Source organism: Ureibacillus chungkukjangi (genome assembly GCF_044795995.1).
Classification (GTDB): Bacteria; Bacillota; Bacilli; order Bacillales_A; family Planococcaceae; genus Ureibacillus; species Ureibacillus chungkukjangi.
Window position 1 is genome coordinate 782,915 of record NZ_CP085009.1, and the last position, 24,951, is coordinate 807,865.

25 protein-coding genes are annotated in these 24,951 nt (G+C 38.4%); 14 read left to right on the plus strand and 11 right to left on the minus strand.

Annotation, left to right across the window (positions count from 1 at the left end; all coding sequences use genetic code 11):
- Positions 1-188: 188 nt before the first annotated feature.
- Positions 189-350 carry a hypothetical protein gene (locus LG296_RS04045; RefSeq protein ID WP_181418087.1) on the plus strand — a complete coding sequence of 54 codons (162 nt, stop codon included), beginning with the start codon at positions 189-191 and terminating at the stop codon, positions 348-350.
- A 117-nt stretch (positions 351-467) separates the two neighbouring features.
- Here the strand turns inward: LG296_RS04045 and ilvA are convergent, their stop codons facing one another.
- The 5 genes from ilvA to thiD all read right to left on the minus strand — a co-directional run bounded on the left by ilvA (position 468) and on the right by thiD (position 5,748).
- Positions 468-1,730: a threonine ammonia-lyase IlvA gene (ilvA, locus tag LG296_RS04050; protein ID WP_107936768.1), complete on the minus strand. Its 1,263-nt coding sequence runs from the start codon at positions 1,728-1,730 to the stop codon at positions 468-470.
- A gap of 162 nt (positions 1,731-1,892) precedes the next feature.
- Complete coding sequence (locus LG296_RS04055) at positions 1,893-3,245, minus strand: YjiH family protein (RefSeq protein WP_107936770.1); 1,353 nt, start codon at positions 3,243-3,245, stop codon at positions 1,893-1,895.
- A 243-nt stretch (positions 3,246-3,488) separates the two neighbouring features.
- Complete coding sequence (gene bshB2 / locus LG296_RS04060; RefSeq protein ID WP_107936772.1) at positions 3,489-4,169, minus strand: bacillithiol biosynthesis deacetylase BshB2; 681 nt, start codon at positions 4,167-4,169, stop codon at positions 3,489-3,491.
- Between the two features lie 14 nt (positions 4,170-4,183).
- The gene (locus LG296_RS04065; protein WP_107936774.1) at positions 4,184-4,534 is read right to left on the minus strand and encodes a YojF family protein; all 351 of its coding nucleotides are present in this window, start codon (positions 4,532-4,534) and stop codon (positions 4,184-4,186) included.
- A gap of 380 nt (positions 4,535-4,914) precedes the next feature.
- Positions 4,915-5,748, minus strand: a complete 834-nt coding sequence (gene thiD, locus LG296_RS04070; RefSeq protein WP_107936776.1) for a bifunctional hydroxymethylpyrimidine kinase/phosphomethylpyrimidine kinase — start codon at positions 5,746-5,748, stop codon at positions 4,915-4,917.
- A 253-nt stretch (positions 5,749-6,001) separates the two neighbouring features.
- Between thiD and LG296_RS04075 the strand changes: the two genes are divergently transcribed.
- The 5 genes from LG296_RS04075 (at position 6,002) to LG296_RS04095 (ending at position 9,222) form a co-directional block, all read left to right on the plus strand.
- A complete protein-coding gene (locus LG296_RS04075; RefSeq protein WP_107936778.1) occupies positions 6,002-6,682 on the plus strand; it encodes a uracil-DNA glycosylase in 681 nt (226 codons plus the stop codon).
- 205 nt (positions 6,683-6,887) lie between these two features.
- On the plus strand, positions 6,888-7,064 hold the full coding sequence (locus LG296_RS04080) for a uracil-DNA glycosylase (protein ID WP_107936780.1): 177 nt from the start codon (positions 6,888-6,890) through the stop codon (positions 7,062-7,064).
- 2 nt (positions 7,065-7,066) lie between these two features.
- A complete protein-coding gene (locus LG296_RS04085; RefSeq protein ID WP_107936782.1) occupies positions 7,067-7,375 on the plus strand; it encodes a DUF5327 family protein in 309 nt (102 codons plus the stop codon).
- Between the two features lie 71 nt (positions 7,376-7,446).
- A complete protein-coding gene (locus LG296_RS04090) occupies positions 7,447-7,824 on the plus strand; it encodes a DUF423 domain-containing protein (RefSeq protein ID WP_107936784.1) in 378 nt (125 codons plus the stop codon).
- A gap of 201 nt (positions 7,825-8,025) precedes the next feature.
- Positions 8,026-9,222 carry a M20 family metallopeptidase gene (locus tag LG296_RS04095; RefSeq protein WP_107936786.1) on the plus strand — a complete coding sequence of 399 codons (1,197 nt, stop codon included), beginning with the start codon at positions 8,026-8,028 and terminating at the stop codon, positions 9,220-9,222.
- 51 nt (positions 9,223-9,273) lie between these two features.
- Here the strand turns inward: LG296_RS04095 and LG296_RS04100 are convergent, their stop codons facing one another.
- Positions 9,274-9,741, minus strand: a complete 468-nt coding sequence (locus tag LG296_RS04100) for a spore coat protein GerQ (RefSeq protein ID WP_235867679.1) — start codon at positions 9,739-9,741, stop codon at positions 9,274-9,276.
- 553 nt (positions 9,742-10,294) lie between these two features.
- Here LG296_RS04100 and LG296_RS04105 point away from each other — a divergent pair.
- Entirely contained in the window at positions 10,295-10,477 is a 183-nt protein-coding gene (locus LG296_RS04105) for a hypothetical protein (RefSeq protein ID WP_107936788.1), read from the plus strand.
- 186 nt (positions 10,478-10,663) lie between these two features.
- Here the strand turns inward: LG296_RS04105 and hemQ are convergent, their stop codons facing one another.
- Positions 10,664-11,416 (minus strand): hydrogen peroxide-dependent heme synthase, encoded by a 753-nt coding sequence (gene hemQ, locus LG296_RS04110; protein WP_107936790.1) that lies wholly within the window; start codon positions 11,414-11,416, stop codon positions 10,664-10,666.
- A gap of 273 nt (positions 11,417-11,689) precedes the next feature.
- Between hemQ and LG296_RS04115 the strand changes: the two genes are divergently transcribed.
- A complete protein-coding gene (locus tag LG296_RS04115; RefSeq protein ID WP_107936792.1) occupies positions 11,690-12,523 on the plus strand; it encodes a lipoate--protein ligase family protein in 834 nt (277 codons plus the stop codon).
- Between the two features lie 34 nt (positions 12,524-12,557).
- On the opposite strand, the gene LG296_RS04120 is transcribed toward LG296_RS04115, so the two are convergent.
- Positions 12,558-13,226 (minus strand): RsfA family transcriptional regulator, encoded by a 669-nt coding sequence (locus tag LG296_RS04120; protein ID WP_107936794.1) that lies wholly within the window; start codon positions 13,224-13,226, stop codon positions 12,558-12,560.
- Between the two features lie 332 nt (positions 13,227-13,558).
- On the opposite strand from LG296_RS04120, the gene LG296_RS04125 reads away from it, so the two are divergent.
- Positions 13,559-13,783, plus strand: coding sequence for a DUF1450 domain-containing protein (locus tag LG296_RS04125; RefSeq protein ID WP_107936796.1), 225 nt, complete (start codon positions 13,559-13,561; stop codon positions 13,781-13,783).
- A 678-nt stretch (positions 13,784-14,461) separates the two neighbouring features.
- Here LG296_RS04125 and LG296_RS04130 read toward each other — a convergent pair.
- On the minus strand, positions 14,462-15,628 hold the full coding sequence (locus LG296_RS04130) for an IS256 family transposase (protein WP_107937934.1): 1,167 nt from the start codon (positions 15,626-15,628) through the stop codon (positions 14,462-14,464).
- 510 nt (positions 15,629-16,138) lie between these two features.
- Here LG296_RS04130 and LG296_RS04135 point away from each other — a divergent pair.
- Positions 16,139-17,383, plus strand: a complete 1,245-nt coding sequence (locus LG296_RS04135) for an HD domain-containing protein (RefSeq protein ID WP_107932423.1) — start codon at positions 16,139-16,141, stop codon at positions 17,381-17,383.
- A gap of 95 nt (positions 17,384-17,478) precedes the next feature.
- Here the strand turns inward: LG296_RS04135 and LG296_RS04140 are convergent, their stop codons facing one another.
- Positions 17,479-17,664 (minus strand): 2-hydroxymuconate tautomerase, encoded by a 186-nt coding sequence (locus LG296_RS04140; protein WP_107932425.1) that lies wholly within the window; start codon positions 17,662-17,664, stop codon positions 17,479-17,481.
- Between the two features lie 71 nt (positions 17,665-17,735).
- Between LG296_RS04140 and LG296_RS04145 the strand changes: the two genes are divergently transcribed.
- Positions 17,736-18,257, plus strand: coding sequence for a YwhD family protein (locus tag LG296_RS04145; protein WP_107932427.1), 522 nt, complete (start codon positions 17,736-17,738; stop codon positions 18,255-18,257).
- Between the two features lie 396 nt (positions 18,258-18,653).
- On the opposite strand, the gene LG296_RS04150 is transcribed toward LG296_RS04145, so the two are convergent.
- On the minus strand, positions 18,654-20,717 hold the full coding sequence (locus tag LG296_RS04150; protein ID WP_107932429.1) for a transglycosylase domain-containing protein: 2,064 nt from the start codon (positions 20,715-20,717) through the stop codon (positions 18,654-18,656).
- Between the two features lie 452 nt (positions 20,718-21,169).
- Here LG296_RS04150 and speB point away from each other — a divergent pair, with 452 nt between their 5' ends.
- The 3 genes from speB (at position 21,170) to argS (ending at position 24,347) form a co-directional block, all read left to right on the plus strand.
- Positions 21,170-22,042, plus strand: a complete 873-nt coding sequence (speB, locus tag LG296_RS04155; protein WP_107932431.1) for an agmatinase — start codon at positions 21,170-21,172, stop codon at positions 22,040-22,042.
- A gap of 200 nt (positions 22,043-22,242) precedes the next feature.
- The gene (locus tag LG296_RS04160; RefSeq protein ID WP_107932432.1) at positions 22,243-22,683 is read left to right on the plus strand and encodes a DUF1934 domain-containing protein; all 441 of its coding nucleotides are present in this window, start codon (positions 22,243-22,245) and stop codon (positions 22,681-22,683) included.
- Complete coding sequence (gene argS, locus LG296_RS04165) at positions 22,680-24,347, plus strand: arginine--tRNA ligase (RefSeq protein ID WP_107932434.1); 1,668 nt, start codon at positions 22,680-22,682, stop codon at positions 24,345-24,347. Before LG296_RS04160 ends, argS begins: the two co-directional genes overlap by 4 nt.
- Positions 24,348-24,951 lie beyond the last annotated feature (604 nt).

The following is a 24,951-nucleotide window of genomic DNA, read 5'->3' on the forward strand; positions in this document are numbered from 1 at the left end:
TAAAAGGGGGAGGTCGCACGTGAAGAGGGAGAAGTCGCACGTAAAGTGAAGAAAGTCGCACGTAAACGAATAAAAGTCGCACGTAAAAGTAGGAGTCGCACGTAAAGTGAAGAAAGTCGCACCTAAAGAGGAAGAACTCGCACGTAAACGAATAAAAGTCGCACGTAAAAGTAGGAGTCGCACGTAAAGTGAAGAAAGTCGCACCTAAAGAGGGAGAACTCGCACGTAAACGAATAAAAGTGCGCGTAAAAGTAGAAGTCGCACGTAAAGTGAAGAAAGTCGCATCTAAAGAGGAAGAACTCGCACGTAAACAAACAAAAGTCGCACGTAAAAGTGGGAGTAGCAAGTAAAGAGGGAGAACTCGCACGTAAACAAACAAAAGTCGCATATAAAAAGAGAAACCCCTCCGCAACAAAAAAACACCCGAAATCAAAATTCCGAGTGTTTAAATCCGCCACAAATCTCTATTAAACTAACAACCCAAACAATTGGCTATCTTTATTCACCTCGGTGAATTCGAAGCCGTTGAAGCGTAGGCGGTTGATAAGGCCCTGGTAGTCTTCGGGATGTGCGACTTCGATGCCGACTAGAGCTGGACCGCTTTCTTTGTTGTTTTTCTTCGTGTATTCGAAGGTTGTAATGTCATCGTTTGGCCCTAGCACGACTGTTAGGAATTGGCGTAGGGCGCCTGCACGTTGAGGGAAGTTGACGATAAAGTAATAAAGTAGCCCCTCATACAGTAAAGATTTTTCTTTAATTTCTTGCATGCGGCTGATGTCGTTGTTGCCACCAGTGATGACTACTACGACAGACTTTCCTACGATTTCTTCAGCATAGAAATCTAGTGCTGAAACGGGAAGTGCACCAGAAGGCTCGGCGACGATTGCATGTTTATTGTATAGATCCAAAATTGTTGTACTGACTTTGCCCTCCGGAACGAGTACGATATCGTCTAAATATTTGCTGCAAATTTCGTAAGTTTTGGTACCGACGCATTTAACTGCTGTGCCGTCACAGAATTTATCGATTTTAGCAAGTGCAGTAGGACCGCCGTTTTCAAAGGCAGCTTTCATGCTAGCTGCACCAGAAGGCTCAACGCCGATTACCTTAGTGTTGGGGGAGATGTTCTTTATATAGGAAGAAATGCCGGCCATTAAACCACCGCCGCCAATTCCACCGAAAATATAATCCAGAGGCTCCTCGATATCGTTTAAAACCTCGACTGCTACAGTGCCTTGTCCAGCAATGATGTCTAAATCATCGAATGGATGAATGAAAATCATGTCATGCTCAGCGCTATAATCCTTTGCGGCACTCGCGGAATCATCGAAAGTATCGCCTTCTAAAATGATTTCGATATTGTTGCGACCGAACATGCGAACCTGGTCAATTTTTTGCTTTGGTGTTGTTAAAGGCATAAAAATTGTCCCTTTGATATTTAAGTGGGCACAGGCAAACGCCACGCCCTGTGCATGGTTACCGGCACTTGCACAAACAACGCCACTATTACGTGCTTCTTCTTCGATTTTCTTAATTTTATAGAATGCACCGCGAAGCTTGAAGGAGCGGACATATTGCAGATCCTCACGTTTGATGTAAATATTGGCATTGTACTTTTCAGATAAATACTCATTCTTTTGGAGTGGGGTATGTAGCACGACATCCTTTAAATGTTGGTGTGCGATTAATACGTTTTCCACAGCAATACTATTTGAATTGACAACTTCCATCGTTTTGTTACCTCCGTTTTCAAATCAACCATTGACTCATTTTAGCATAAAATCAACCATTTTTTATGAATTATTTTTTAATTCTAAAAATTCTGGACCAATTAAGTTGATTGCTAACAAAACAACAAAAAAAGGACCGGCAACGGTGCCAGCCCTTCATGATTAAAAGATTAAATGTGCAAGAAGTGCGATGATTGGAATTGAGATAAGCGTACGGATTAAGAAAATTAAGAATAGATCCCAAATTTTAAGTGGTAGCTTTGTTCCTAAAATCAATCCACCAACCTCTGACATGTAAATTAATTGAGTTACAGATACTGTCGCAATGAAGAAGCGTGTTAACTCAGATTCAATACCGGCTCCAAGAATAGAAGGGAGTAGCATATCGGCGAAACCAACAATCATCGTTTGAGCTGCTTGATCAGCAAATGGGATTTGCAGTAAAGCTAGGATTGGCTCAAACGGCATACCTAAAATTTTGAAGACGCTTGTGTATTCAGCAAGAACTAAAGCAATTGTTCCAAATGCCATAATAACAGGTGTGATTGCAAACCACATTTCTAGAACGTTTTTAAAGCCAGAGCCAACTACTTTTCCTAGGTTTTTATTATCTTCAGCTTTAGCTAACGCGCTGTGTAAACCAAATGAGAACGAATTGAACCCTTCTGGCACATCTTCACTACGCTCACCCGGAGTTGAACCATCGATATTTGTATCAGGCTTTCGACTTAATGGGAAAATTCGTGGCATAATCAATGCCAAAATAATGGAAACTAAAATAACAGAGCCATAAAACTGTAAGAAATAATTGTTTAAGCTAACAGTATCAAGTACAACAAAACAGAAGGTAATTGAAACTACTGAGAATGTTGTTGCGATAGTTGCAGCTTCGCGAGCCGTATAGTTGCCTTGCTCATATTGTCTACTTGTTAATAAAACACCAATTGTTCCATCTCCTACGAAAGAAGCTAAACAGTCGATAGCAGATCGTCCAGGAATTTTAAATAGTGGACGCATGATTTTTACCATCATGGAACCGAAGAATTCTAGTAAACCAAAATCAGTTAGTAAAGGTAATAGTAAGCCTGCAAACAAGAACAATGAGAACATCATTGTTACTAAACCGCCTTCTGGAGTTATTAATAATCCAGCAGTGTATTCGCTTGTAAAGCTTTCAGGGCCGAACTGGAATAAAAACATACTTGCAAAAATTACAGCTAGAATACGCATAGTTGTCCAGAACCAGTTAACGCGGAATAAAGAATCTACTAAAGTTCTTTCCTCTGTTTCTGGAATGAATTTAATAATTAATGCACCGACTGCCGCAATTATGAACACTATGTATGCGAACCAATGAATGAAGCTAGCGCTATAGGCAGAAATTGCATTTGCCATTAGAGCAATTGGTACCTTTAGACCATCTCCAGTATTAACGGGCGTGATGAATAAGAATATCCCAGCTAATGAAAGAAAGATGAATAGAAACCATGTATATGCAGAGAATTTTTTAGTCATATTATATGTTCCTTTTCTAATGTAATGTGTTTTGTATATTTATACACTATATATACTTTATATACATGTGTAAATATCTTTAATAAAAGTTGCATTATTCTGAAAATGTAACGTGAAATATACCTGAAAATATAAGGTTTTTGCTAATTTTTTACCACTTTCTGAAAATTCGGATCCTAAAAAAGAGTATACTATAGAATGCATAAAAAAGGGAGTAGGAAATTATATCCTACTCCATAAAAATTACAAAATATCCTGGTTAATAACGTAAAATCGCTCGTATTGTAGCCAACTATCACTCATCGGGCGGCCATCATCCACGCGTTTTGCATTTTCTTCAATCATCCACGCTGTTTGAGAAGCATGGGCTTGTAATGCTTTTACTTTCTCAAGTTTCACACTGCTTACATCGATTTGAAGAGTTGGTTCACCTTTTTCGGCAATTGTATTGTTTGCAAAGCCTACTGCATAAATCGTAGGGCGATCCTCAGTTGGCATACGACGAACTGTTTCGAATACTGCTCGTGCTGTTGCTTCATGATCTGGGTGTACTGCGTAGCCAGGCAGGAAGGTAATAATTAATGAAGGGTTAAGCTCATCAATCAAGCCTTTCACAAGGCTGACCATTTTCTCATCATCCTCGAATTCAACGGTTTTGTCGCGTAATCCCATCATTCGTAAATCATTAATGCCCATTACTTCGCAAGCAGCTATTAGCTCTTCACGGCGTATTTCAGGCAATGATTCTCTTGTAGCAAATGGCGGGTTACCAAGATTTCGTCCCATTTCACCTAAAGTTAAGCATGCGTATGTAACTGGGACACCCATATTTCGGTACATTCTAATCGTTCCGGCAGATGAGAAAGCTTCATCGTCAGGATGGGGGAAGATTACTAAAATTTGACGTTGCGGTTGTAATGACATGTAAATTCCACTCCTTAATAAGAAAATGGTGTTTCACTAATTTCTAGTGCAACAGCAAGTTTCCCTGTAAAGTCTAATCCAGCCATTAATAATCGGCCTTTTTCATCTAATTCAAAATGGGTAATACCTTGTGCATAAACCCAGCCGTGGTCCATTTTTAAACCAACACGATGAGGGGGATCAGCGATAATTTTCGCTAATTCGAAACGAATTTTAGCATTACGGATAAATGCTCCCGCATTAAATACTCTTTCATCAAAATGGGAGGCATACGCTCCATTTGTAGTTTCTAGATGAATATAAACATCCTTGTTAGCAAAAGAATTAAGCAATTCTTGGAGCTCGTTAATTTGTACTTCCTTCATCTTAATTCTCCTTTCACATCTAATTATTCCGCGCTAGAGCGTTGTGTATATATCCCTTTAAGCAAGGGAAGTAACAAGCAAGCTGAAGTGGGAGTTAAAGTTAAAATATATACTTAGGTTGGTAACATCGACATCCAACCTGTTAATGAACCTGCTTTTAGAGCTATGAAATATGGCTCATGGTCGAGGTATTTCGAAAACAAGTGAAGGAAACCTAAGCTCCACCCACAATATTTCTACATTACTAATTATTATAGTAAAGTTAGCAACTTTATGAAAAGAAAATGCTTAAATAAAAAGTGCCAGGTACACAAACGATTTCGAATATTTCGAATCGTTTGTGTACCTGGTACATAAAAAATTCCTGGTACATAAAAAATTTAGACTTCTGTAATTGTTACTTCTGGTGCGCCAAGACGAGGTTTTGCTCCGTGGTATACAGGACCAACGAATTCGTTTAGTTTCCAGCCGTGCTTAATGCCTGCAGCTACGAATTCTTTTGCTTCAAATACTGAATCCTTTACAGATAATCCATTTGCAAGGTTTGCAGTTACACTTGCTGCAAAAGTACAGCCAGCACCATGGTTATATGTTGTTTCAACTTTTGGTGTTTCAAGTAAATAGAATTTTTCACCATCGTAGAATAAATCAACAGCCTTTTCAGTATCTAGTGCACGTCCACCTTTAATAATGACGTTTTTTGCCCCTAGAGCTTTGATTTTCTCAGCGGCTACTTTCATTTCTTCGATTGTTTTAGGAGTGCCTGTTCGTGCAAGCTGACCTGCCTCGAAAAGGTTAGGCGTTGTGACAAGTGCATTTGGTAATAGGTATTGAATCATGGCATCTACAGTACCAGGATTTAATACTTCATCTTCACCTTTACATACCATAACTGGGTCAATAACAACATTTTTAACACCAGCTGCACTGATTGCTTCACCAGTCGTTTGGATTACTTCTTCAGTTGATAACATCCCAGTTTTTAAAGCGTCGATTCCAGTAGAGAATGCCGTTTTTAGTTGGGCTTGTAGGACATCGATTGGTAAAGTATATACACCGTGGTTCCAGTTGTTATCAGGATCCATTGTAGCGATCACTGTAACTGCCGCCATCCCGTAAGTGTCATGCTCTTCAAAAGCCTTTAAATCTGCTTCTAATCCAGCTCCACCTGAAGCGTCGGAACCTGCTATAGTTAATGTCTTTTTCAATGCCATAATCGTTTCTCCTTCATCTACATAATGAAATTAATGTCCTAAAGTATATAATAATTCTGACTTTATAAAAATAGCCAGTTTCTCTAAAAAATATAAGGTCAGTATAATTCAAGTACAGTACAAATCGATATTAAATAATTAATCTGAAAGCACTAGCTAGCATAGAGTTTTCACAAATTTGGTAGATTTCGAATAGAATCTCCTATTGAAACAGCTATCACGATAAAGTAGTTTTAATAAGAGAGGTGTTTTGATGAAGAAAACATTTGATAACGATTGGGAAGCAATATTAGTCCCCGAATTCGAAAAATCCTATTATTTAGAGCTAAGAAAATTTATAGCAGAACAATATAGTCTAACAACAGTTTATCCACCTAAGGAAGAAGTCATGAGTGCCTTTTACACAGTTGCTCATAAAGATGTGAAGGTTGTCATTTTAGGTCAAGATCCATATCACGGTCCAGGTCAAGCTCATGGAATGAGTTTTTCAGTGAAAAAAGGAGTTCCGCATCCACCAAGCTTACGCAATATTTTTAAAGAGCTGGAGAGTGATATAGGCTGTCCAACACCCAAAAACGGGTATTTAATGAAATGGGCAGAGCAAGGAGTTTTCCTATTGAATACAGTGTTGACTGTTCGGCAGGGGGAAGCCAATTCGCATAAAGGGCAGGGCTGGGAACATTTTACGGATGCTGTTATCGAAAGCTTAGCTAAACGAGAAGATCCTGTTATTTTTGTTTTATGGGGAAAACCCGCGCAAACGAAGCGAGCAATTATTGAAAAGCATGGGAACCATCATTTTATATTACAGGCACCACACCCAAGTCCATTAAGTGCCCATCGCGGATTTTTTGGCAGCAAACCATTCTCCAAGATTAATAGTAAGTTAATAGAGTGGGGTTATAAGCCTATTGATTGGTGTTTGGAGGATTAGAGGGTAGTTATGGCGAGCGGCTCGCACGTAAAGTGATGAGAGACGCACGTAAGCAATCAAAAGTCGCACGTAAAGTCACCAAACTCGCACCTAAAGTGAACGAACATCCACGATCGCTTTAACTAATCAAACAAGCTTCAATACCACATAGCTTTTCACAGTATTTGAAATCTGTTAAATTGATATAGAAAGTAGGGAAGTCGTAATGAAGGTTAATTGTTTTAAATGCCAGTATTTTCGGGTGACGTGGGATCAGCGAAACCCTCGATCATGCACAGCATATAATTTTAAAACAAAGCAACTTCCTTCTGTAGTAGTGAAGCAATCCTCGGGTCTGGATTGTATGCAGTTTATACCTAAACAAACAGCGGGGGAGCGGTAGAAATGATTTCTTACCATGCATTGTTAATAGAAATTGAGCAGCTTGTAGCCAATAGTAAAAATAGTACCAATGAGCAGCACATCCGTGAGCAATTAAGTGCCATTCGAGCATTATGCAATGTTGGCTTAGCTAACGGACATAAAAACGCATCAACACAAGCACATGGTTTTATGACAAATATGGCAGCTCAGCCAATACAATCAAACCCGATATCTACGCAGTCACAAAGCGTTATTCAAAATTCAAGCTCGCTAAACGGTGGGAAAATCAAAGAAGAAGATGCGAATGGAGATTCGATTTTCGACTTCTAAAGCTTGGAAGATTAATATCGCCGAATTTTTAGTGGTTCTTCAAAGTCATACATACAAAGTGAGGTTATAAGATGAAAGGTTCAATTATTTCAGGTGCAATTCACGGTTTTTTAGTAGTTGCATTAGGTGCGTTCGGGGCACATGCTCTTGAAAGTGTATTAGATGATTATAGTACAGGAATTTGGGAAACGGCAGTTCAATACCAAATGTTCCACGCATTGGCGATTGTAGCGATTGGTATTTTAATGAGTCCAAAGCTATTTGGTTCGATTAAACTGCTGAAAATCGCAGCCATCTGTATGAATTTAGGTATCGTCTTCTTTTCGGGAAGTCTATATATTTTAGCACTATCAGGAATCAGTATTTTAGGAGCAATTACGCCAATCGGTGGTGTGCTGTTCTTGGTAGGCTGGATTCTAATAATAGTTACAACACTAAAAAATAAATAGTACTCAGAAGGAATTACGAGAGAAAAAATCTTGTAATTCTTTTTTAATCCCTTAAATACTAGGTTTAATTTTTTGAATTTACAAACAAATTTCATATTTAAACCTGTCAAAACATGATAAAGTTATTCATAACAAGAGTAAATTATGGAAAACAACATATATTGTTGAAACTACATAAATGCGAGGGGAGCTTCTATTACCATGGAAAAATTATTTGCTATATTAGAAAACCATATTGAAGAAATGGTATCAATCAGACGTCATTTACATGAGAATCCTGAGCTATCTTTTCAAGAAGTGCAAACACCAATTTTTATCGCGGATTATCATCGAAAACTTGGTCTTGAAGTACGAGAGGGAGTTGGTGGCCGTGGTGTCGTTGCAACGTTAAGAGGAGCAAAGCCTGGGAAAACAGTAGCGTTACGCGCTGATTTTGATGCCCTTGCTATTCAGGAGCAAAACGAAATTCCATATAAATCTAAAATCGATGGTGTGATGCATGCATGTGGGCATGATGGTCATACAGCCACGCTTTTAGTTCTCGCTAAGGCCTTTGTTGAAATTAAAGATGAGCTCCAAGGAAATATCGTTTTCATTCACCAATTTGCAGAGGAAATTGCACCAGGTGGGGCAAAGCCGATGATTGATGATGGCTGCTTAGATGGGGTGGATGTCATATTTGGCACACATCTTTGGGCACCTACACCACTTGGAGAAATACAGGTTCGTAATGGCGCTATTATGGCTGCGGCAGATCGCTTAGAAATTACCATTCAAGGTAAGGGGGGACACGGTGCTGAACCACATAACTCCATTGACTCAATCGTGGTTGCATCGCAATTTATCACACAGCTCCAAACGGTTGTATCTAGAAGAATCGACCCTTTGAAGTCAGCTGTTGTTTCAATAGGTCATTTTGAAGCAATCAATCCTTTTAATGTGATTGCCGAAAAGGTTGAGTTGAAAGGGACAGTTCGAACTTTTGATGAGCAGGTACGTACTCAGATTGAACAGGAAATTGAGCTATTACTGAAATCCGTTTGTGACGGTTTCCATGCAAGCTATGAATACGCATTTACTAGAGGATATCCTCCAGTTGTGAATCATAAAAAGGAAACGCAATTTATAGCAGATGTTGCTTGCCAGATTTCCGAAGTGAAAAATGTGGTTGAATGTGCACCCCTAATGGTAGGAGAGGATTTTGCTTATTATTTAGAGAAGGTGCCAGGGACATTTTTCATCACTGGGGCAAAGGATCCTGCCTGGGAAGAGGCTTATCCTCATCACCATGCACAGTTTAACTTTGATGAAAGAGCGATGCTAATAGCAGCTAAAACAATGGGCTTAGCAACTTTAAAGTATTTAAAGCAAAATAAAAAAATATCCACTTCAATTTAGAAGTGGATGACATGTATAGGCAAAGTCAATAATCGGCTTTGTCTTTTAATTTTATCTAAGTGGTAGTGGTGAACCAGGCAAATATGTTAATGGCTCATCAAACTCTGCGAAATCGAAGTAAATCATTGGGAATAAGTAATGATGAGTTGTATCAACCTCAGCAATAATAGCATGGTCGCGGCCAGCCTCTACGATTACTCCACGAACAACGCGCGTACTTCCACCTTGTGTTTCTCCTACTTCACCTGATGGAATCGTGAAGTAAAAAGTTCCGATTTTTCCACGGTTTAATCTTAAAATATTTTCAATATAAGATTCTTCACGTCTTACTGCAGGAGCTACTGTACTTAGAGCTGGAGGAGTAACTTGCCCTGCTGGAAATTGAGCATATCCAAACTGACCTGTTGGGAACTGACCAGCAGGGAACTGTGTAGTTGGAAATTGCTGTTGACCTGCTTGCACTGCTTGTTGCACTGGTTGACCTGTTTGACTTGTTTGACCCCAATTATAATATGTCAAAAAAAACACCCTTTCATTTTTTTATTTTCGGATTAGATAGAAGCTAAACGTTTGTACAGTCATGTTGTAGGCGATAAGAAACAATGTAATTTAAGATCGAAACAGCTTTACCCGAGTTCGAGTTGCTTAAAAAGGCGCCTGGAGCTAGAAAACTTTTTTCTCAAGCTTCGAACACTTGAAATCCAAGCAATGCCTTATGCACGATTAACACCAACATGGCCTCCCTTTGCAACATGCCAAATTTTCCAACTCCTGAAGTCTAAAGAGCACAATATTAAGGAACCTGGAGCGTTATTGGTTGCTAAAACAGCTATATGGCATACCTCCTCATAACACTTTATGCATTTGCTATCATTTCAGAATAAAAAATTATAAATTTTCGCCCATGTTTTTAATGTATGTACAAAGGGGTAAATAGTTCGTGAATTTTGTATAAAAATATCGAATGATTAATAAAATGAAACTAGAGTAAGCTTTAGGCAAAGTTTTTATGAGCTATACAAAGGTAAAAGGGGAATCGGTCATCTAGAAAAAACAGTAGGGGTTGATCTGTATGCAGCTTGGTATTTGGATTTCAATAGTCATCAGTGCGATTATTTCATTTGGGATCGCTAAATTGTTCGAGCAACCATTGCATTGGTATTTGTTTGTATTAATCGTATTTATAGGCTTTTTTATAAATACCGTCATGATTATATTGAGAACGAAAGAGGAGCAAGAAAAAAACGAGACGTGAAATCGATTTTTTCGATTACGTCTCGTTTTTATATATTAAGGCAAGGGATGCAAGCACCGTCACGTTTCTATGTCTAGTTGCTGGTGCTAGCTCCTCGTGCAACTAGAATCCCTTGCATGGACAAAAAGCGTCCTTTTGTAGAATCTTCCAGTTGTTGTCGGAGCTGGGCGAGCACCGTTCACTTTTCTATTTTACTGTTAAGAAATTAGCTAATTTATCGTTATCTAATAAGTTCCCAACTAAGAACTCACCAAATTCGCCGTATCGAGCAGATACTTCATCAAAGCGCATTTCGTAAACGATTTTTTTGAATTGAAGCATATCCTCAGAGAATAAAGTTACGCCCCACTCATGATCATCTAATCCAACTGAACCAGTAATAATTTGTTTAATCTTACCAGCATAGCTGCGACCGATTAAGCCGTGAGAATGCATTAGCTTACGGCGTTCTTCCATATCAAGCATATACCAGTTGTCATTACCTTCACGACGCTTGTCCATTGGATAGAAGCAAACGTATTTTGTGCGAGGCAGCTCTGGGTATAGTCTTGCACGAATATGTGGGTTTTGGTAAGGATCTTCATCAGAACCTTTTGCTAGGTAGTTTGAAAGCTCAACTACAGAAACATAAGAATATGTTGGTACTGTGAAATCAGCGATCGCTAATTTATTAAATTCAGCTTCTAATTCTTGTAGCTCTTCTGGTGTTTCACGAAGGATCATAAGCATAAAATCAGCTTTTTGACCGATAATGGAGTAAAACGCATGGGAACCAGTTTTTGCAACGTGTGATTCATTTATTTTTTCTAAGTATTGTACGAACTCATCAACTGCATTTGTACGCTCTTCTTGAGAAACTAATTTCCAAGAAGTCCAGTCGATTGCTCTGAAATCATGTAAACAGTACCAGCCATCTAATGTAATTGCTGCTTCATTCATTTGATAACACTCCTTAATTGATAATCATTCACAAGTATCTTAGCATAAAATCAAAATAATTCCTTGTGAGAAACAGCACATTCTGTCGAAATTCACTAATTTGACAAGAGTGTGGAATTTTTTAATTCCAAAATCAGTATTCCATATTTCATGGACTTAATTCACTTTAAGTAGTTTCTTATATAAAACAATGCAACTATAACAGTTTGATGGAATAAACGCTTTTCGTGTATGCTTAAGGTACATATTTTTTAATGGGTAGGAGCAACAAGTATGCATTCATTATTACAGCAAGATACATGGCGTTTTATAGACCAATCAATTACTATGAAAAACAAATCGCCTCTTGAATCCTTTGCAATGGACGACACTCTTTGTCAGTTAGTAGGGCAGTTACAATCACATAGTACGGTTCGAACTTGGGTTCATGACGATACCGTTGTGCTGGGGATTCAAGATCATCGACTGCCCTTTGTACAAGAAGGAATTCAATTATTAAACGAAAGAGGCTATCAAGCTATTGTTCGAAATTCTGGGGGACTAGCGGTAGTTTTAGATAGTGGGGTATTAAACATTTCGATTATTCTATCGGAGCAACAGGGAGCTATTAACATAAACGAGGGCTATGATGTGATGCTTGACCTTATTAAGCTGTTATTCCCTGAAGCTGGTGAAAAAATAGAAGCTTATGAAATTATCGGCTCCTATTGTCCGGGATCCTACGATTTAAGTATTGGTGGGAAAAAATTTGCTGGCATTTCGCAGAGACGAATAAGACAGGGGATTGCTGTTCAAATTTATCTTTGTATTGAAGGCAGTGGGAGTGAACGGGCGAAGCTAGTAAAGGATTTTTATAGCATTAGCTTAAAAGAGGAAGAAACGAAATTTGAGTATCCTAATATTCAGCCTAAGGTAATGGCTAGTCTGAGTGAATTATTGAATACGTCTCTTACAGTTCAGGATACAGTTTTCAGATTACAAGCTGTTCTGAAGCAATTAAGCAATCAAAATACTGTTCAAGCATTAAATCAAGAAGAATTAGAACTTTATGCTTTCTATCTGAAGCGTGTTCTGGAACGAAATGAAAAGATGCTTAGTAAGAAATAAGATTCATATGAAAAAGAAAAAAACGTGAATGCGCTTAATGCGGCACATCCACGTTTTCTTTTTCGCTAACACCACTTGAATAGTTGGCTACTAGGTTACCGTTTTTCTCCATCTTAAATACTGGTGCGACACGACTTTCATCCTCGTCTAGGGTTACTAATCTACGAGCGCGGTTCATAATTTGCACAAATTGCTCGTAATCTTCGCGAATTTCTTTATTCTCTTGTTCTAGTCGTTGTAATTGAAGCTCTAATTCTTTTAGTTTTTCTGTAGATGTATTTGCAATATGACGCCATTTTGTTGCTTCCATATCGTTTCCACCTTGATGCTGCAGGCGTAGTAAGTATGCAATTACAATATCTAGATTAAGAGCTGATAATGGAATAGATTTTGTTTCTTCAGTTGTTTGAGTGTTTGAATTAGGTAGTAAATAAACCCCCTGTGTGCGGCGTCTACCATTCATGCCTAATACTCTCATTCTTTCTTTTCTTTCTTTTTTAGCTTCAGCTAAATCTTTTTCATATAAACGACGTACGACAGCATTCCATCTAAAACCACAAGCAGCAGCAGTTCGATTTAAAGCATCACCTGCTTCCTCAAAGGCATTTAACTGAGTACTTCCTTCTTTGACATGTCTAATCACGGCTTCTGCTAATAATTCATCGTTTTCTTTTAACCAAGCATCTTGTCTTACTTTGACCATTTTTTTAACCTCCTGTAAAGTTCATAGTTTTGTTTCCTCAAAACCTATAGTGTCCAAGAAGTTCCAATTTTATTCAAAATTTTTCAAGCTTTATATTAAATTCGTCTTTTTTTAATTCTTTTAAGTGAAAAAGTAAATAGAGATTTTTATAGAGAGGTGTAGGCTTGGCATGGACTTTCAGACCTTTGACTGATAAATATTGTTTTTACTTGAAGAGGACTGTTTTCATAGGCTAAAATATCTGTTAGATTTAAAAAGTATTTCGGTAAAATAGTTTTCAAAATATAATATAAAAAATAAGAAGATTATCTATAGAAAGGGTTGTTGGCAAAATGGCAAACGAATTTAAAGTTTGCGATGAATGTCAGGCCGTTAATTTAAAAACGTTAATTCCTAAGTTAAAAGAATTAGATCCAGAAGCAACGATTGAAATTGGCTGTCATTCATATTGTGGTCCAGGACGCAAAAAAACATTTACATTTGTAAATGGAAGACCAGTAAATGCATTAACAGAAGAAGAGTTAATGGAAAAAGTAATAGCAAAGCTGAAAAAATAATAATCTGCAAAAGGCTACCTTCTAAATTGAGAGAAGGTGGCTTTTTTTAGATACTATAAAGATAGTAATTGTGGTGAAGCGTTTTAGTGGATGATTTGCAGTTAGCTGGCATGGGAAAGCTAATATAGATAGAGATAATGCGACGAATTGCTTGGCTCAAGTGCTTGAAAGGTAGCAAAGAGCAGGGGAATGAGACGATAGGGAGTCGCCTGAAGCATGAAAGGGAGCAAAGATTGTAGGAATGCGACGATGGGGGCTCAGTCGAAGCAGGAAAGGTAGCAAAGAACGTGCGAATGTGACGATTGGAGCTCAGCCGAAGCAGGAAAGGTAGCAAAGATCGGAGGAATGCGACGATGGGGGCTCAGTCGAAGCAGGAAAGGTAGCAAAGAACGTGCGAATGCGACGATTGGGACTCAGCCGAAGCATGAAAGGTAGCAAAGAGCGTGCGAATGCGACGATAGGGAGTCAAGTCCTAGTTATTGTGTAAATTCAATACAGATGTTTTCAACTATATTTTGTGGGCATGTAAACCAACCCCCACTACATTTTTCATCCTTAACTCCCATGGCTTATTAACTCCATATTCAGTAAAGGCTGTCAAAGGCTCTTTTCACTTTGACTGCCTTTACTGAATGTGGAATACTCCATTAATGGGAGTTGAAGATGTAAAACAAGGTACTATCTAGAAAGTCCTTTTCTTTTTGAATAATCGTTTTCTTGATAATGCATTAACACAGCACCAACTAATCTGAAGGCAGATTGGGTATTAGGGAAGATACGGATTACGGTCTCCCTTCTACGTACTTCTTGATTTAATCGTTCCAGAGAATTCGTACTTCGAATATTAACACGTATTCCTTTGGGAAAATTCATATATTGAATGGTATCTTCGAAACCTTCATCTAGTACTGTAAGTGCTTTTTCATATCTGCGATCTTCTGCATACTGATTCATTAACTCATCTTTAAATTTGCGCATATCCTCAAGGGTAACTGCATCAAAGATGCGTCTAATCATGAGACGGAAATCTCCTGAATCCTTTTTCGGCAGCTTTTCAATAATATTACGTTTAAAGTGTACGTTACATCTTTGCCATGTAGTTCCGATGAATTCCCGTTGGATGGCCTTTCGTAAACCTTGGTGAGCATCAGATATAACTAACTTTGGGGATTGAATTCCTCGCGATTTTAAGTGTTGTAGAAAGCGACTCCAACTTTCATAACTCTCTACATGGTCCACGCTTAAACCAAGAATCTCACGTTTATTCTCTTCGGTAATAGCCGTTGCAATATAGACAGCTTTTGATACAACTTGGTGATGTTCACGCACTTTAATATACATTGCATCCAGAAAAATATAAGGATAGTAAGTAGTGTTTAAAGGTCTGTTCGCCCAAGTGTTAATAATGGGATCTAGTTTTTGTGTCAGTGAAGACACCAGTGATTTCGATACAGTTTCACCACAAAGCTGCTCCACAATTTGAGTTACCTTTCTTGTAGAGACACCATTTACAACCATTTCTATCATCGATAGAATCAATGCTTGATCATGTCTAGCGTACTTTTCAAACACACTGGTAGAAAATTCGCCATTTCGAGTTCTAGGAACTTTTAAAGTTAATTTTCCAACACTCATAACAATTTCACGCTCGTAGTAGCCATTTCGATAATCAATTCGATCGCTCGAACGTTCATAAGCCGCTGCATTTAAATATTCGTCTCTTTCTTTTTCCATGAATTCATTTAGAACTAGTACTAAAGCAGATTTTACAACAGTATTTAAATCAGAATTTAGAACAGAATCTTTTAAAAAGTCCATATCTAAGTTAAACTGTAATTGAGTCATTATTATTCCCTCTTTTCATGTTTATCGTCGCTGAAAACATTGTATCCAAGAGAGAATAAAATGACTCTTTTTCTTTTTACACAATTATATGGACTTTATCCGATAGGGAGTCGCCTGAAGCATGAAAGGTAGCAAAGAGCCAACGAATACGACGATAGAGAGTCAGCCGAAGCATGAAAGGTAGCAAAGAGCAGGAGAATGCGACGATAGGGGCTCAGCCGAAGCATGAAAGGTAGCAAAGAGCGGGAGAATGAGACGATAGAGGCTAAGCCTAAGCTAGAAAGGTAGCAAAGAGCAGGTGAATGTGACGATAGGGAGTCGCCTGAAGCATGATAGGTAGCAAATCCATAGAGTGGAAAAACCACTACTTCATTATCAAAATTTTACCAATAAAGTAAAGTAATAAATAAAATTGCTTCATTTTTCTAGTATTTTAGAAGGTGTTTGATGTAATTCGCTGAAAAGTCCCATATAATAAGAGGTAAGTAATTGAGAGTGAGGTGCGGACTTATGGAGGATTATGCGAGTGCTAAGTTAGTTGAAGAGAAAGTGTTTAAGGATCCAGTGCATGGCTATGTTCATGTGCGAGACCAAGTGATTTGGGATTTAATCGCTACGAAAGAGTTCCAAAGATTACGGAGAATTCGACAATTAGGAACTACTTTTCTAGTATTTCATGGGGCAGAGCATAGTCGATTTAATCATTCACTAGGTGTCTATGAAATTGTACGGCGCATAGTGGACGATATTTTCCAGGGTCGACCTGAATGGGATAATGATGAACGACTGTTAGCTTTATGTGCTGCACTGTTGCATGATGTTGGACATGGTCCGTTTTCACATGCCTTTGAAAATGTATTTGGCACAAATCATGAAGAATATACGAGAATGGTGCTATTAGGGGATACAGAGATTCATGAGGTTTTAGCCCGTGTATCAAAGGATTTCCCTGAAAGAATTGCACAAGTGATCGATAAAAACTATACGAATCAACAAGTAGTCAGTTTAATCTCCAGTCAGATCGATGCGGATCGAATGGATTATTTACAGCGTGATGCCTATTACACAGGGGTTAGCTATGGCCATTTTGATATGGAGCGGATTTTACGCGTGATGCGCCCGCGAAAGGATATTATTGTCATTAAAGCAAGTGGGATGCATGCAGTAGAGGATTATATAATGTCTCGCTATCAAATGTATTTACAAATCTACTTCCACCCAGTATCACGTAGTGCAGAAACTATCTTATATAATATTTTAAAGCGTGCGAAACGATTAAGTGAAGAGGGCTATTCGTTTAAATTTGAGCCAGTTCATTTCAAACCATTTTTTGAAAATAATAATACATTAAAGCAATATTTAGATTTAGATGAAAGTATTATGCTGACCTACTTCCAATTTTGGCTGGAGGAGAACGATGCTATTCTAAGTGACCTGTGTAGACGCTTTGTGAATCGTGATTTGTTTGAGCACGTTGACTTAAACCCAGAGGAAGAGCCAGAGCGTTATGCATGGCTTGTGGAGCAAGTAAAGGCTATTGGCTTAGACCCAGAATATTATATTAGACCTGATTCTACATCAGATTTGCCTTACGATTTATATCGTCCAGGTATCTCATCGAAAAGTCCAATTTATTTAGAGATGCCTACAGGGGAGATTCGGGAGCTAGCTGACCAGTCGCATATTGTTGCTGCAATTGCCACTAAGATTAAAACTGATTATAAGGTATATTACCCGAAAGAAATCGGGGGATAGGGAATAGACGAACACAGAAAAACTGCTCCAAATAAAAAAGAATCTATAAGCAAAGTTCAAGTTTATGAACAAGTGCATTAGATTCTTGGACAAGCTTATTTATCGGAAGCGCGAACCCCAGCGTTTGCATAATGGTTTTTTGCCATTTCTTCAATAACGATAGTTACTGCTTCTGGTGGTGCATTTACTGTTTCTACAACTGCAGCTGTTACTTTTTCAACTAGAGCTTTTTTCTGTTCGTCTGTACGACCTTCTAACATTTTTACTGTTACGATTGGCATTTTACATCCTCCCAAGTGGATAAAATTAGTGTATATTCTTTATAATAGGCTTAGATGGAGGGATTGACAATATGGCAAATGAAGAAAAACCAAAACAAAAGATGGGCTTTACCATTATAAAAAATGATCCAACAGATGGCCATAAAGGCTTTGGTATCGGTTCATTATCTTTAGAAAATGTATCGCCAGTTTTTATTGATATACAGGAAAAAAACGCATTTATTGATATTGGTGCGATGCATGCAAAGAGTGAAGTGGAGCGTCGTGTTAAATTTACGACGAATCGTGAGGACTCAGAAGGTGGAAAACCGTATTGGCTAGTATGGGTTACAATCGATTTCAAAGAGGATGGACCTTATTTTGCTGGAGTAACTGCCTGTGAAATGGTTGTGAACAAAGAAAAACGTCGTGGCTATAAAATTTTAGCTGACCATGTCAACAGAATGGACAAATCCATGAAGCGTAAAATTATGGTTGACTATATGGATGATGTATCAAAAGAAGTGCTAACAGACTTCTTAAAATCTCATAATTTAGAAATGTGGGAAAGAAGCGACGAACAGCTTCACAAGGATTTAGAAGTCCAAAAATAATACTTTTACGACTAATAAATAGAAAATATGTTTTAAAAATAGTATCTAGTCAATAGTTTTTGCGGAAAAAACATTCTTAAATTTGAACAAAATGTGACAGTTTAATTTAAGAATTAATCCGTTGTTGAAACTATGTTTGAAAAAAAGTACACTGAAACTAGCTTAAATAGTAAGCTAGGACACTTGGCTGAACGAAATGTTTGAGACTTATGCGGCATTTGAAACTCCCAAGCCGGATGCCCCATGAATCTCATACTTTCGTTTGCCATAAAAATCGATTTTTCCTCGAGAAAAAATCGATATTTTTTTATATTGATATACCAATTTTTACCGATAAATAATAAAAGCTCTTTCTTGCTGGCGGGTATAATACCGAACAAGAAAGAGCTTTTTTAATTAGTTATTATTAAACATACCTTTGAAAGCTTCAAATGGGAATAAATCTAAGAAATCCTTCCAGGAATCTTCATCAAAGAACTCAAAGGATGAACATTTTTCCTTTGGAATATCTTCAGCTTTTACATAAACCATTCTCTGTTTAGGACAAGACTCCGTTGCGAGCTTTCCAGTTTCAATATCGATTAATACCTTTTCTACACCTTTTGGAGGCTCAAAGGTTTCGTTTGGCTTTCCTTTGTTGATGGCCTCCATAAAGTCAATCCATACTTGCTTAGAAGCAGCCATGTCTTGCTGTACGGAAAGGGTTTTCCCTTGGTCATAGCCATTCCAAACACCTGCAGTAACGCTAGGTGTGTAACCAACTAACCATTGGTCGCTTACTGTTGTACCAGATTTAGCGGCATACGTATGTGTCATGCGTGGGCGCAGTGAAACACCGGTAGCAGGGGAGTAATCGCTAAACACTGGATCGAAAATTCCTGTCATCATATCTGTTAGTAAAAAAGCATTTTCTTCAGAGATGACTTGCTCAGTCTTAGGTTTTTTGTATTCGTAAACAACCTCGCCATCTGCATTTTTGATTTCAAGGATTGTTGTTGGTTTTGTTTCTTTCCCGCCATTAGCAATCGTATTATATGCTTTTGTTAAATCGAATAGTGAATTTTCTGTTGTCCCAAGAGCGATTGATGGATTATTCGCGTCGGAGAAGTTTAGGTTAAATCGTTCTAAAACATCTCGGTAGGAATCATAGCCAATTTCCTCTAATGTTTTGACAGCATAGATGTTATCAGATATTGCAATAGCCTGAGCAAGTGACATCTGGCTATCTGCAAATTGCCCGTTAACATTTTGTGGCTTATAAGTTGCTCGCCCGTTATCATAGGTGAAAATTGTTTCGCCGACATCTAAAAATGTCAGTGGTGAAAATCCCTTCTCTAAAGCAGCCGCGTATAGAAATGGCTTGATAGAGGATCCAGGCTGCCGTACTGCTTGCGTCACGCGGTTAAACGAGCTACCTTCATAATCTCGTCCACCAACTAGTGCTGTAACCTGTCCTGTTTCCACATCCATACTAACAAAGCCGACCTGCAAATCACTGTCAGGCATGTTTTTCTCGATAGCATCGTCAACAGCTATTTGGTGTGCTTGGTTTAAAGTAGTTTTAATGGACCAGCCGCCTTCTCGGATGTTCAGATTCTCTTTTTCTAAAATCTTTGTAGCTTCCTGCCACGCAACATCTAGGAAATAAGGGGAAATTGATTTTGTCGCAGTCCATTGCTCATTTTTTAAGACGATTTCTTCAGAGTTAGCACGACTTTTTTCTTCAGCTGAAATGTATTTTTGCTTGTCCATTAATCCCAGGATAACTGCTTGGCGATTCATCGCTTTTTCATAATTATTAATAGGCGAATAAATACTCGGTCCTTTTGGAATTCCTGCTAACAAAGCTGACTCAGCTAAAGTTAATTCGCTTGCTGATTTGCCGAAATAATAACGGCTTCCTGCTTCAATTCCATACATTCCGTGCCCATAGTTAACGGTATTTAAATAACCCTCTAAAATTTCTTCCTTACTGTAAAAAACTTCTAATCGATAGGCATATAAAGCCTCCTGAATTTTTCTTGCCCAGGTTTTATCAAATGTTAAGTAGAGGTTACGAGCTAATTGCATACTAATTGTACTTGCACCCTCTGCCATGCTTTGTGTTTTTAAATCTGTCAAAACTGCACTGGCGATACGTGAATAATCAAAGCCGTTATGCTCATAGAAATCTTTATCTTCAACAGCAACTGTTGCATCTATTAAATAAGGAGAAATTTCGTCTAATTCAACCCAATAGCGTCTTTCTGCAGAATAATAATCACCAATTCGATTTCCATTATTATCTAAAAATACAGATGCTTTTGGCACGGTTAAAGGCGGAGCACCAGCTATTTGAGCATATACACGCAAAGCAATTAGCCCAGCTACAATCGCAAATACAGCAGCTACTGCAGTAAAAGTTGTGTACTTTAACCATTTTTTTCTTTTTCTCTGTCGTCTATAGCTTTCTCGTTTCATCCGCATCTCACCCCACATCATTTTTATACTGTCCATAGTATAGACTCAAAAAGTAACCTTTAATCGAAATTATACGTAAAAAAACTGTTGCAACTTGTCTAAAATTATCTATAATTTTTTCAAGTAGCTGTATGTTGTAGTTTTTCTAAGTGAAGGCTATTCGATATTTATAATAACCATCCATATATCATATACGAATAAAGTCGAAAAAAGTTTCAAAAGACCTATCTATTGCAATTTTGACGCGATATATACGAGTTGAACCGTGAGATTTGGTCTGTAATTGTTATATATAAGCTGATAGGTATGAAAAAACTTGTTAATTATCAGTTTGAGTTAAACAAATAATCGACAAAATATGATAAAGTGAAAAGCAATTGGCTCCAATTGAAGCTGGAGTTTAAGAAACACATGCAGGGTTTGTTTGAAAATAAGAAGTGAAGGTGAAATAAATGAGATTTGATGAAACGTATGCAGGAAATGTATTTATAAAAAGCCACCCAAATTATGAGGAATCAAAGGCAGTTCTTTACGGAATGCCGATGGACTGGACAGTAAGCTATCGTCCGGGTTCTCGTTTTGGCCCAGCTCGAATTCGCGAGGTTTCGATTGGACTGGAGGAGTACAGCTTATACTTAGATCGTGAATTAGACGATGTGAAATTCTTTGATGCGGGAGATATCCCACTTCCTTTTGGAAATCCAGAAAAGTCATTAAAAGAAATTAAAGATTTTGTTCGAAAAGTAGTAGCTGCTGGTAAAGTGCCAATCGGTATGGGAGGAGAGCATTTAGTTTCTCTACCTGTAATGGAAGCGGTATATGAAAAGTATAACGATTTAGCTATTATTCATTTTGATGCACATACTGACCTACGCACTGATTACGAGGGCGAGCCGTATTCACACGCGACACCAATTCGTAAAATTGCCGACCATATTGGACCAAAAAATGTGTATTCATTTGGTATCCGTTCTGGCTTAAAAGAGGAATTTGAATGGGCTAAAGAAAATGGCATGCACATTTCACCATTTGAAGTATTAGAGCCTCTTAAAAAGGTTTTACCAACTTTAGAAGGACGCAATGTCTACGTAACGATTGATATCGACGTATTAGATCCAGCACATGCTCCAGGAACTGGAACAGTAGACTGTGGTGGAATCACATCAAAAGAATTACTAGCATCCATCCACGAAATCGCACGTAGCGGCGTAAACGTAGTAGGCTTCGACCTAGTAGAAGTAGCACCTATTTATGATCATTCTGAAATGACCGTAAATACAGCGGCTAAGCTATTACGTGAAATGATTCTTGGTTGGGTTAAATAATTAGAAGATTAATTCATAAAGGTATGGACCATTACTATAAAGTGTCCATACCTTTTTAATTGTTTTCAGTGTAGTGTTTAGGAATTTCTTATAGTATTTAATTACCCCTTACATAGTTCTACCTTGATAAAATTCACCAATTTATCCTATAATATTAAGGTTATATATAGTAATGGTAGCCAAGGAGCGGTCCCTAAGCAATGAGTATGGAAGAAACAAAAGTAAAAATAAAATTAAATTCCACGATTTTACCGATAGATGGAGAAAAAGAAAACTACGAAATGTGGTTAGATGGGTCAGTAGTGAAAAAGTCTGGGAAGTCCTATCTGCGTTATGTAGAGCAACTTGAAGAAAAAGAAATCCGCACAACCGTCAAAATGGGAAATGAAGATGCCTTTATATTACGTGGTGGAGGAGTGAAAATGCGCCTGCCATTCAACACAATAAAAGAGGAAATTGGAGAATACGAGACACAATTTGGATCGATGCCAATCATAACAAAAACCAAGCATCTATCCTATGATTATAATGAAGATAATCAATTGAGCGGGAAATTTAATGTCCAGTATGATCTCATCATTAGCGGTCAATCCGTTGGAAAATATACATTAGAAATACAATATTCGGAGGTACAAAAATGAATGCAGTAGAACAATTGCAGCAAGCAATCAAAGACGCCTTACAAGCAGCGGTAGAAAAAGCTGGCCTAGTTGAAGCCGGGACAGAATTAAATATCCATTTAGAAACACCAAAGGATAAAGTAAATGGTGACTTTGCAACAAACCTGGCAATGCAATTAACAAAATTAGCAAAAAAACCGCCACGTGCAATTGCTGAAAGTATTTTAGAAAACCTTGAAACAAAAGGCACAGAGATTGAAAAATTAGAAATAGCGGGCCCTGGTTTCATTAACATCACAGTCCGTAAAGCATTCCTGGCTGATGTTGTAAAATCAGTAAATGAGCAAGGCGAAAACTATGGTCGCTCTGCAGCTGGAAATGGTGAAAAGGTACAGGTTGAGTTCGTATCAGCGAATCCAACAGGTGACCTACATTTAGGACATGCACGTGGAGCTGCATTCGGTGACTCATTATGTAATGTATTAGACTTTGCTGGGTTCGATGTATCTCGCGAATATTATATTAACGATGCTGGTAATCAAATCAACAATCTAGCGCATTCACTAGAAGCTCGTTACAAGCAAGCTTTAGGAATGGATGCAGCAATGCCGGAGGACGGCTACCACGGTCAAGATATTATCACGATTGCTGGAAAATTGGCTGAGGAATTCGGTGCGGCAATTCTAGAAAAATCAGACGAAGAACGCTTTGAATTTTTCCGTGAGCATGGCTTGAAGCTTGAGTTAGATAAATTAAAAAATGACCTAGCAAACTTCCGTGTGAACTTTGACGTTTGGTATTCTGAAACTTCATTATACAAAAACGGCAAAATCGAAGTAGCTTTAAACAAATTAAAAGAAAACGGCCATGTATTTGAAGAAGAAGGAGCTACTTGGTTCCGTTCAACTACATTCGGTGATGATAAAGATCGAGTTTTAATCAAATCCGAGGGTTCATTCACATACTTAACGCCAGATATCGCCTATCACGAAGATAAAATTCAACGTGGCTTTGAAAAGCTAATCAACATCTGGGGTGCAGACCACCATGGTTATATCCCACGTATGAAGGCAGCAATTCAAGCACTTGGCTATGACCGTGATAAGCTAGAAGTTGAAGTAATCCAAATGGTTCAGCTATATAAAAACGGCGAAAAATATAAAATGAGTAAGCGAACAGGGAATGCTGTAACAATGCGTGACCTAGTTGAAGAAGTAGGCTTAGATGCGGTACGTTACTACTTCGTGAAAACTGCATGTGATTCACATATGGACTTCGACTTAGATTTAGCTGTTTCACAATCAAATGAAAATCCAGTTTACTATGCTCAATATGCACACGCACGTATTTGCTCAATTATCCGTTCGGCTGATGAGCAAGGCTACAAAACTTCATTAGAGAATTTAAATCTGTTAACAGCAGAAAAAGAAGAGGATGTACTGAAAAAAGTAGGTGCCTTCCCTCAAGTAGTAGCCGATGCTGCAAAACACCGCACACCTCACCGTGTTGCAAACTATATCCAAGACCTGGCAGCTGCATTCCACAGCTTCTACAATGCAGAAAAAGTGCTTAACCCAGATAACAAAGAGTTAACTGAAGCACGCCTAGCACTAATCAACGCAGTCCGTGTAACGCTAGCAAACGCACTACGTTTAATCGGTGTAGCAGCTCCGGAAAAAATGTAATTTAACATTTATAGTAAAGTGACCCATTTGGGCGTTTCAGTTGAACGCTCGGTGGGTCATTTTTTTGTTTAGAGCTGGGGGGAGGGGCAGCTAACGGTTTAGTGAGGAGCGGGATCAGTGCCCCAAAAACGGTGGAGCGAGGTTAACCGGTAAAAGAGAGCAGTCGTCAGTTCCCCAAAAACGCTGGAGCGAGGTTAATCGGTAAAAGAGAAGAGGCATCAGTTCCCCAAAAAAGCTGTAGCAAGGTTAATCGGTAAAAGAGAAGAGTCGTCAGTTCCCCGAAAACGGTGGAGCGAGGTTAATCGGTAAAAGAGAAGAGTCGTCAGTTCCCCGAAAACGGTGGAGCGAGGTTAATCGGTAAAAGAGAGCAGTCTTCAGTTCCCCGAAAACGCTGGAACAAGGTTAATCGGTAAAAGAGAGCAGTCATCAGTTCCCCAAAAACGTTGGAGCAAGGTTAATCGGTAAAAGAGAAGCATCGTCAGTTCCCCGAAAACGCTGTAGTAAGGTTAATCGGTAAAACAGAAGAGTAGTCAGTGCCCCAAAAAAGCTGTAGCGAGGTTAACCGGTAAAAGAGAAGAGTCGTCAGTTCTTCGAAAACGGGGGA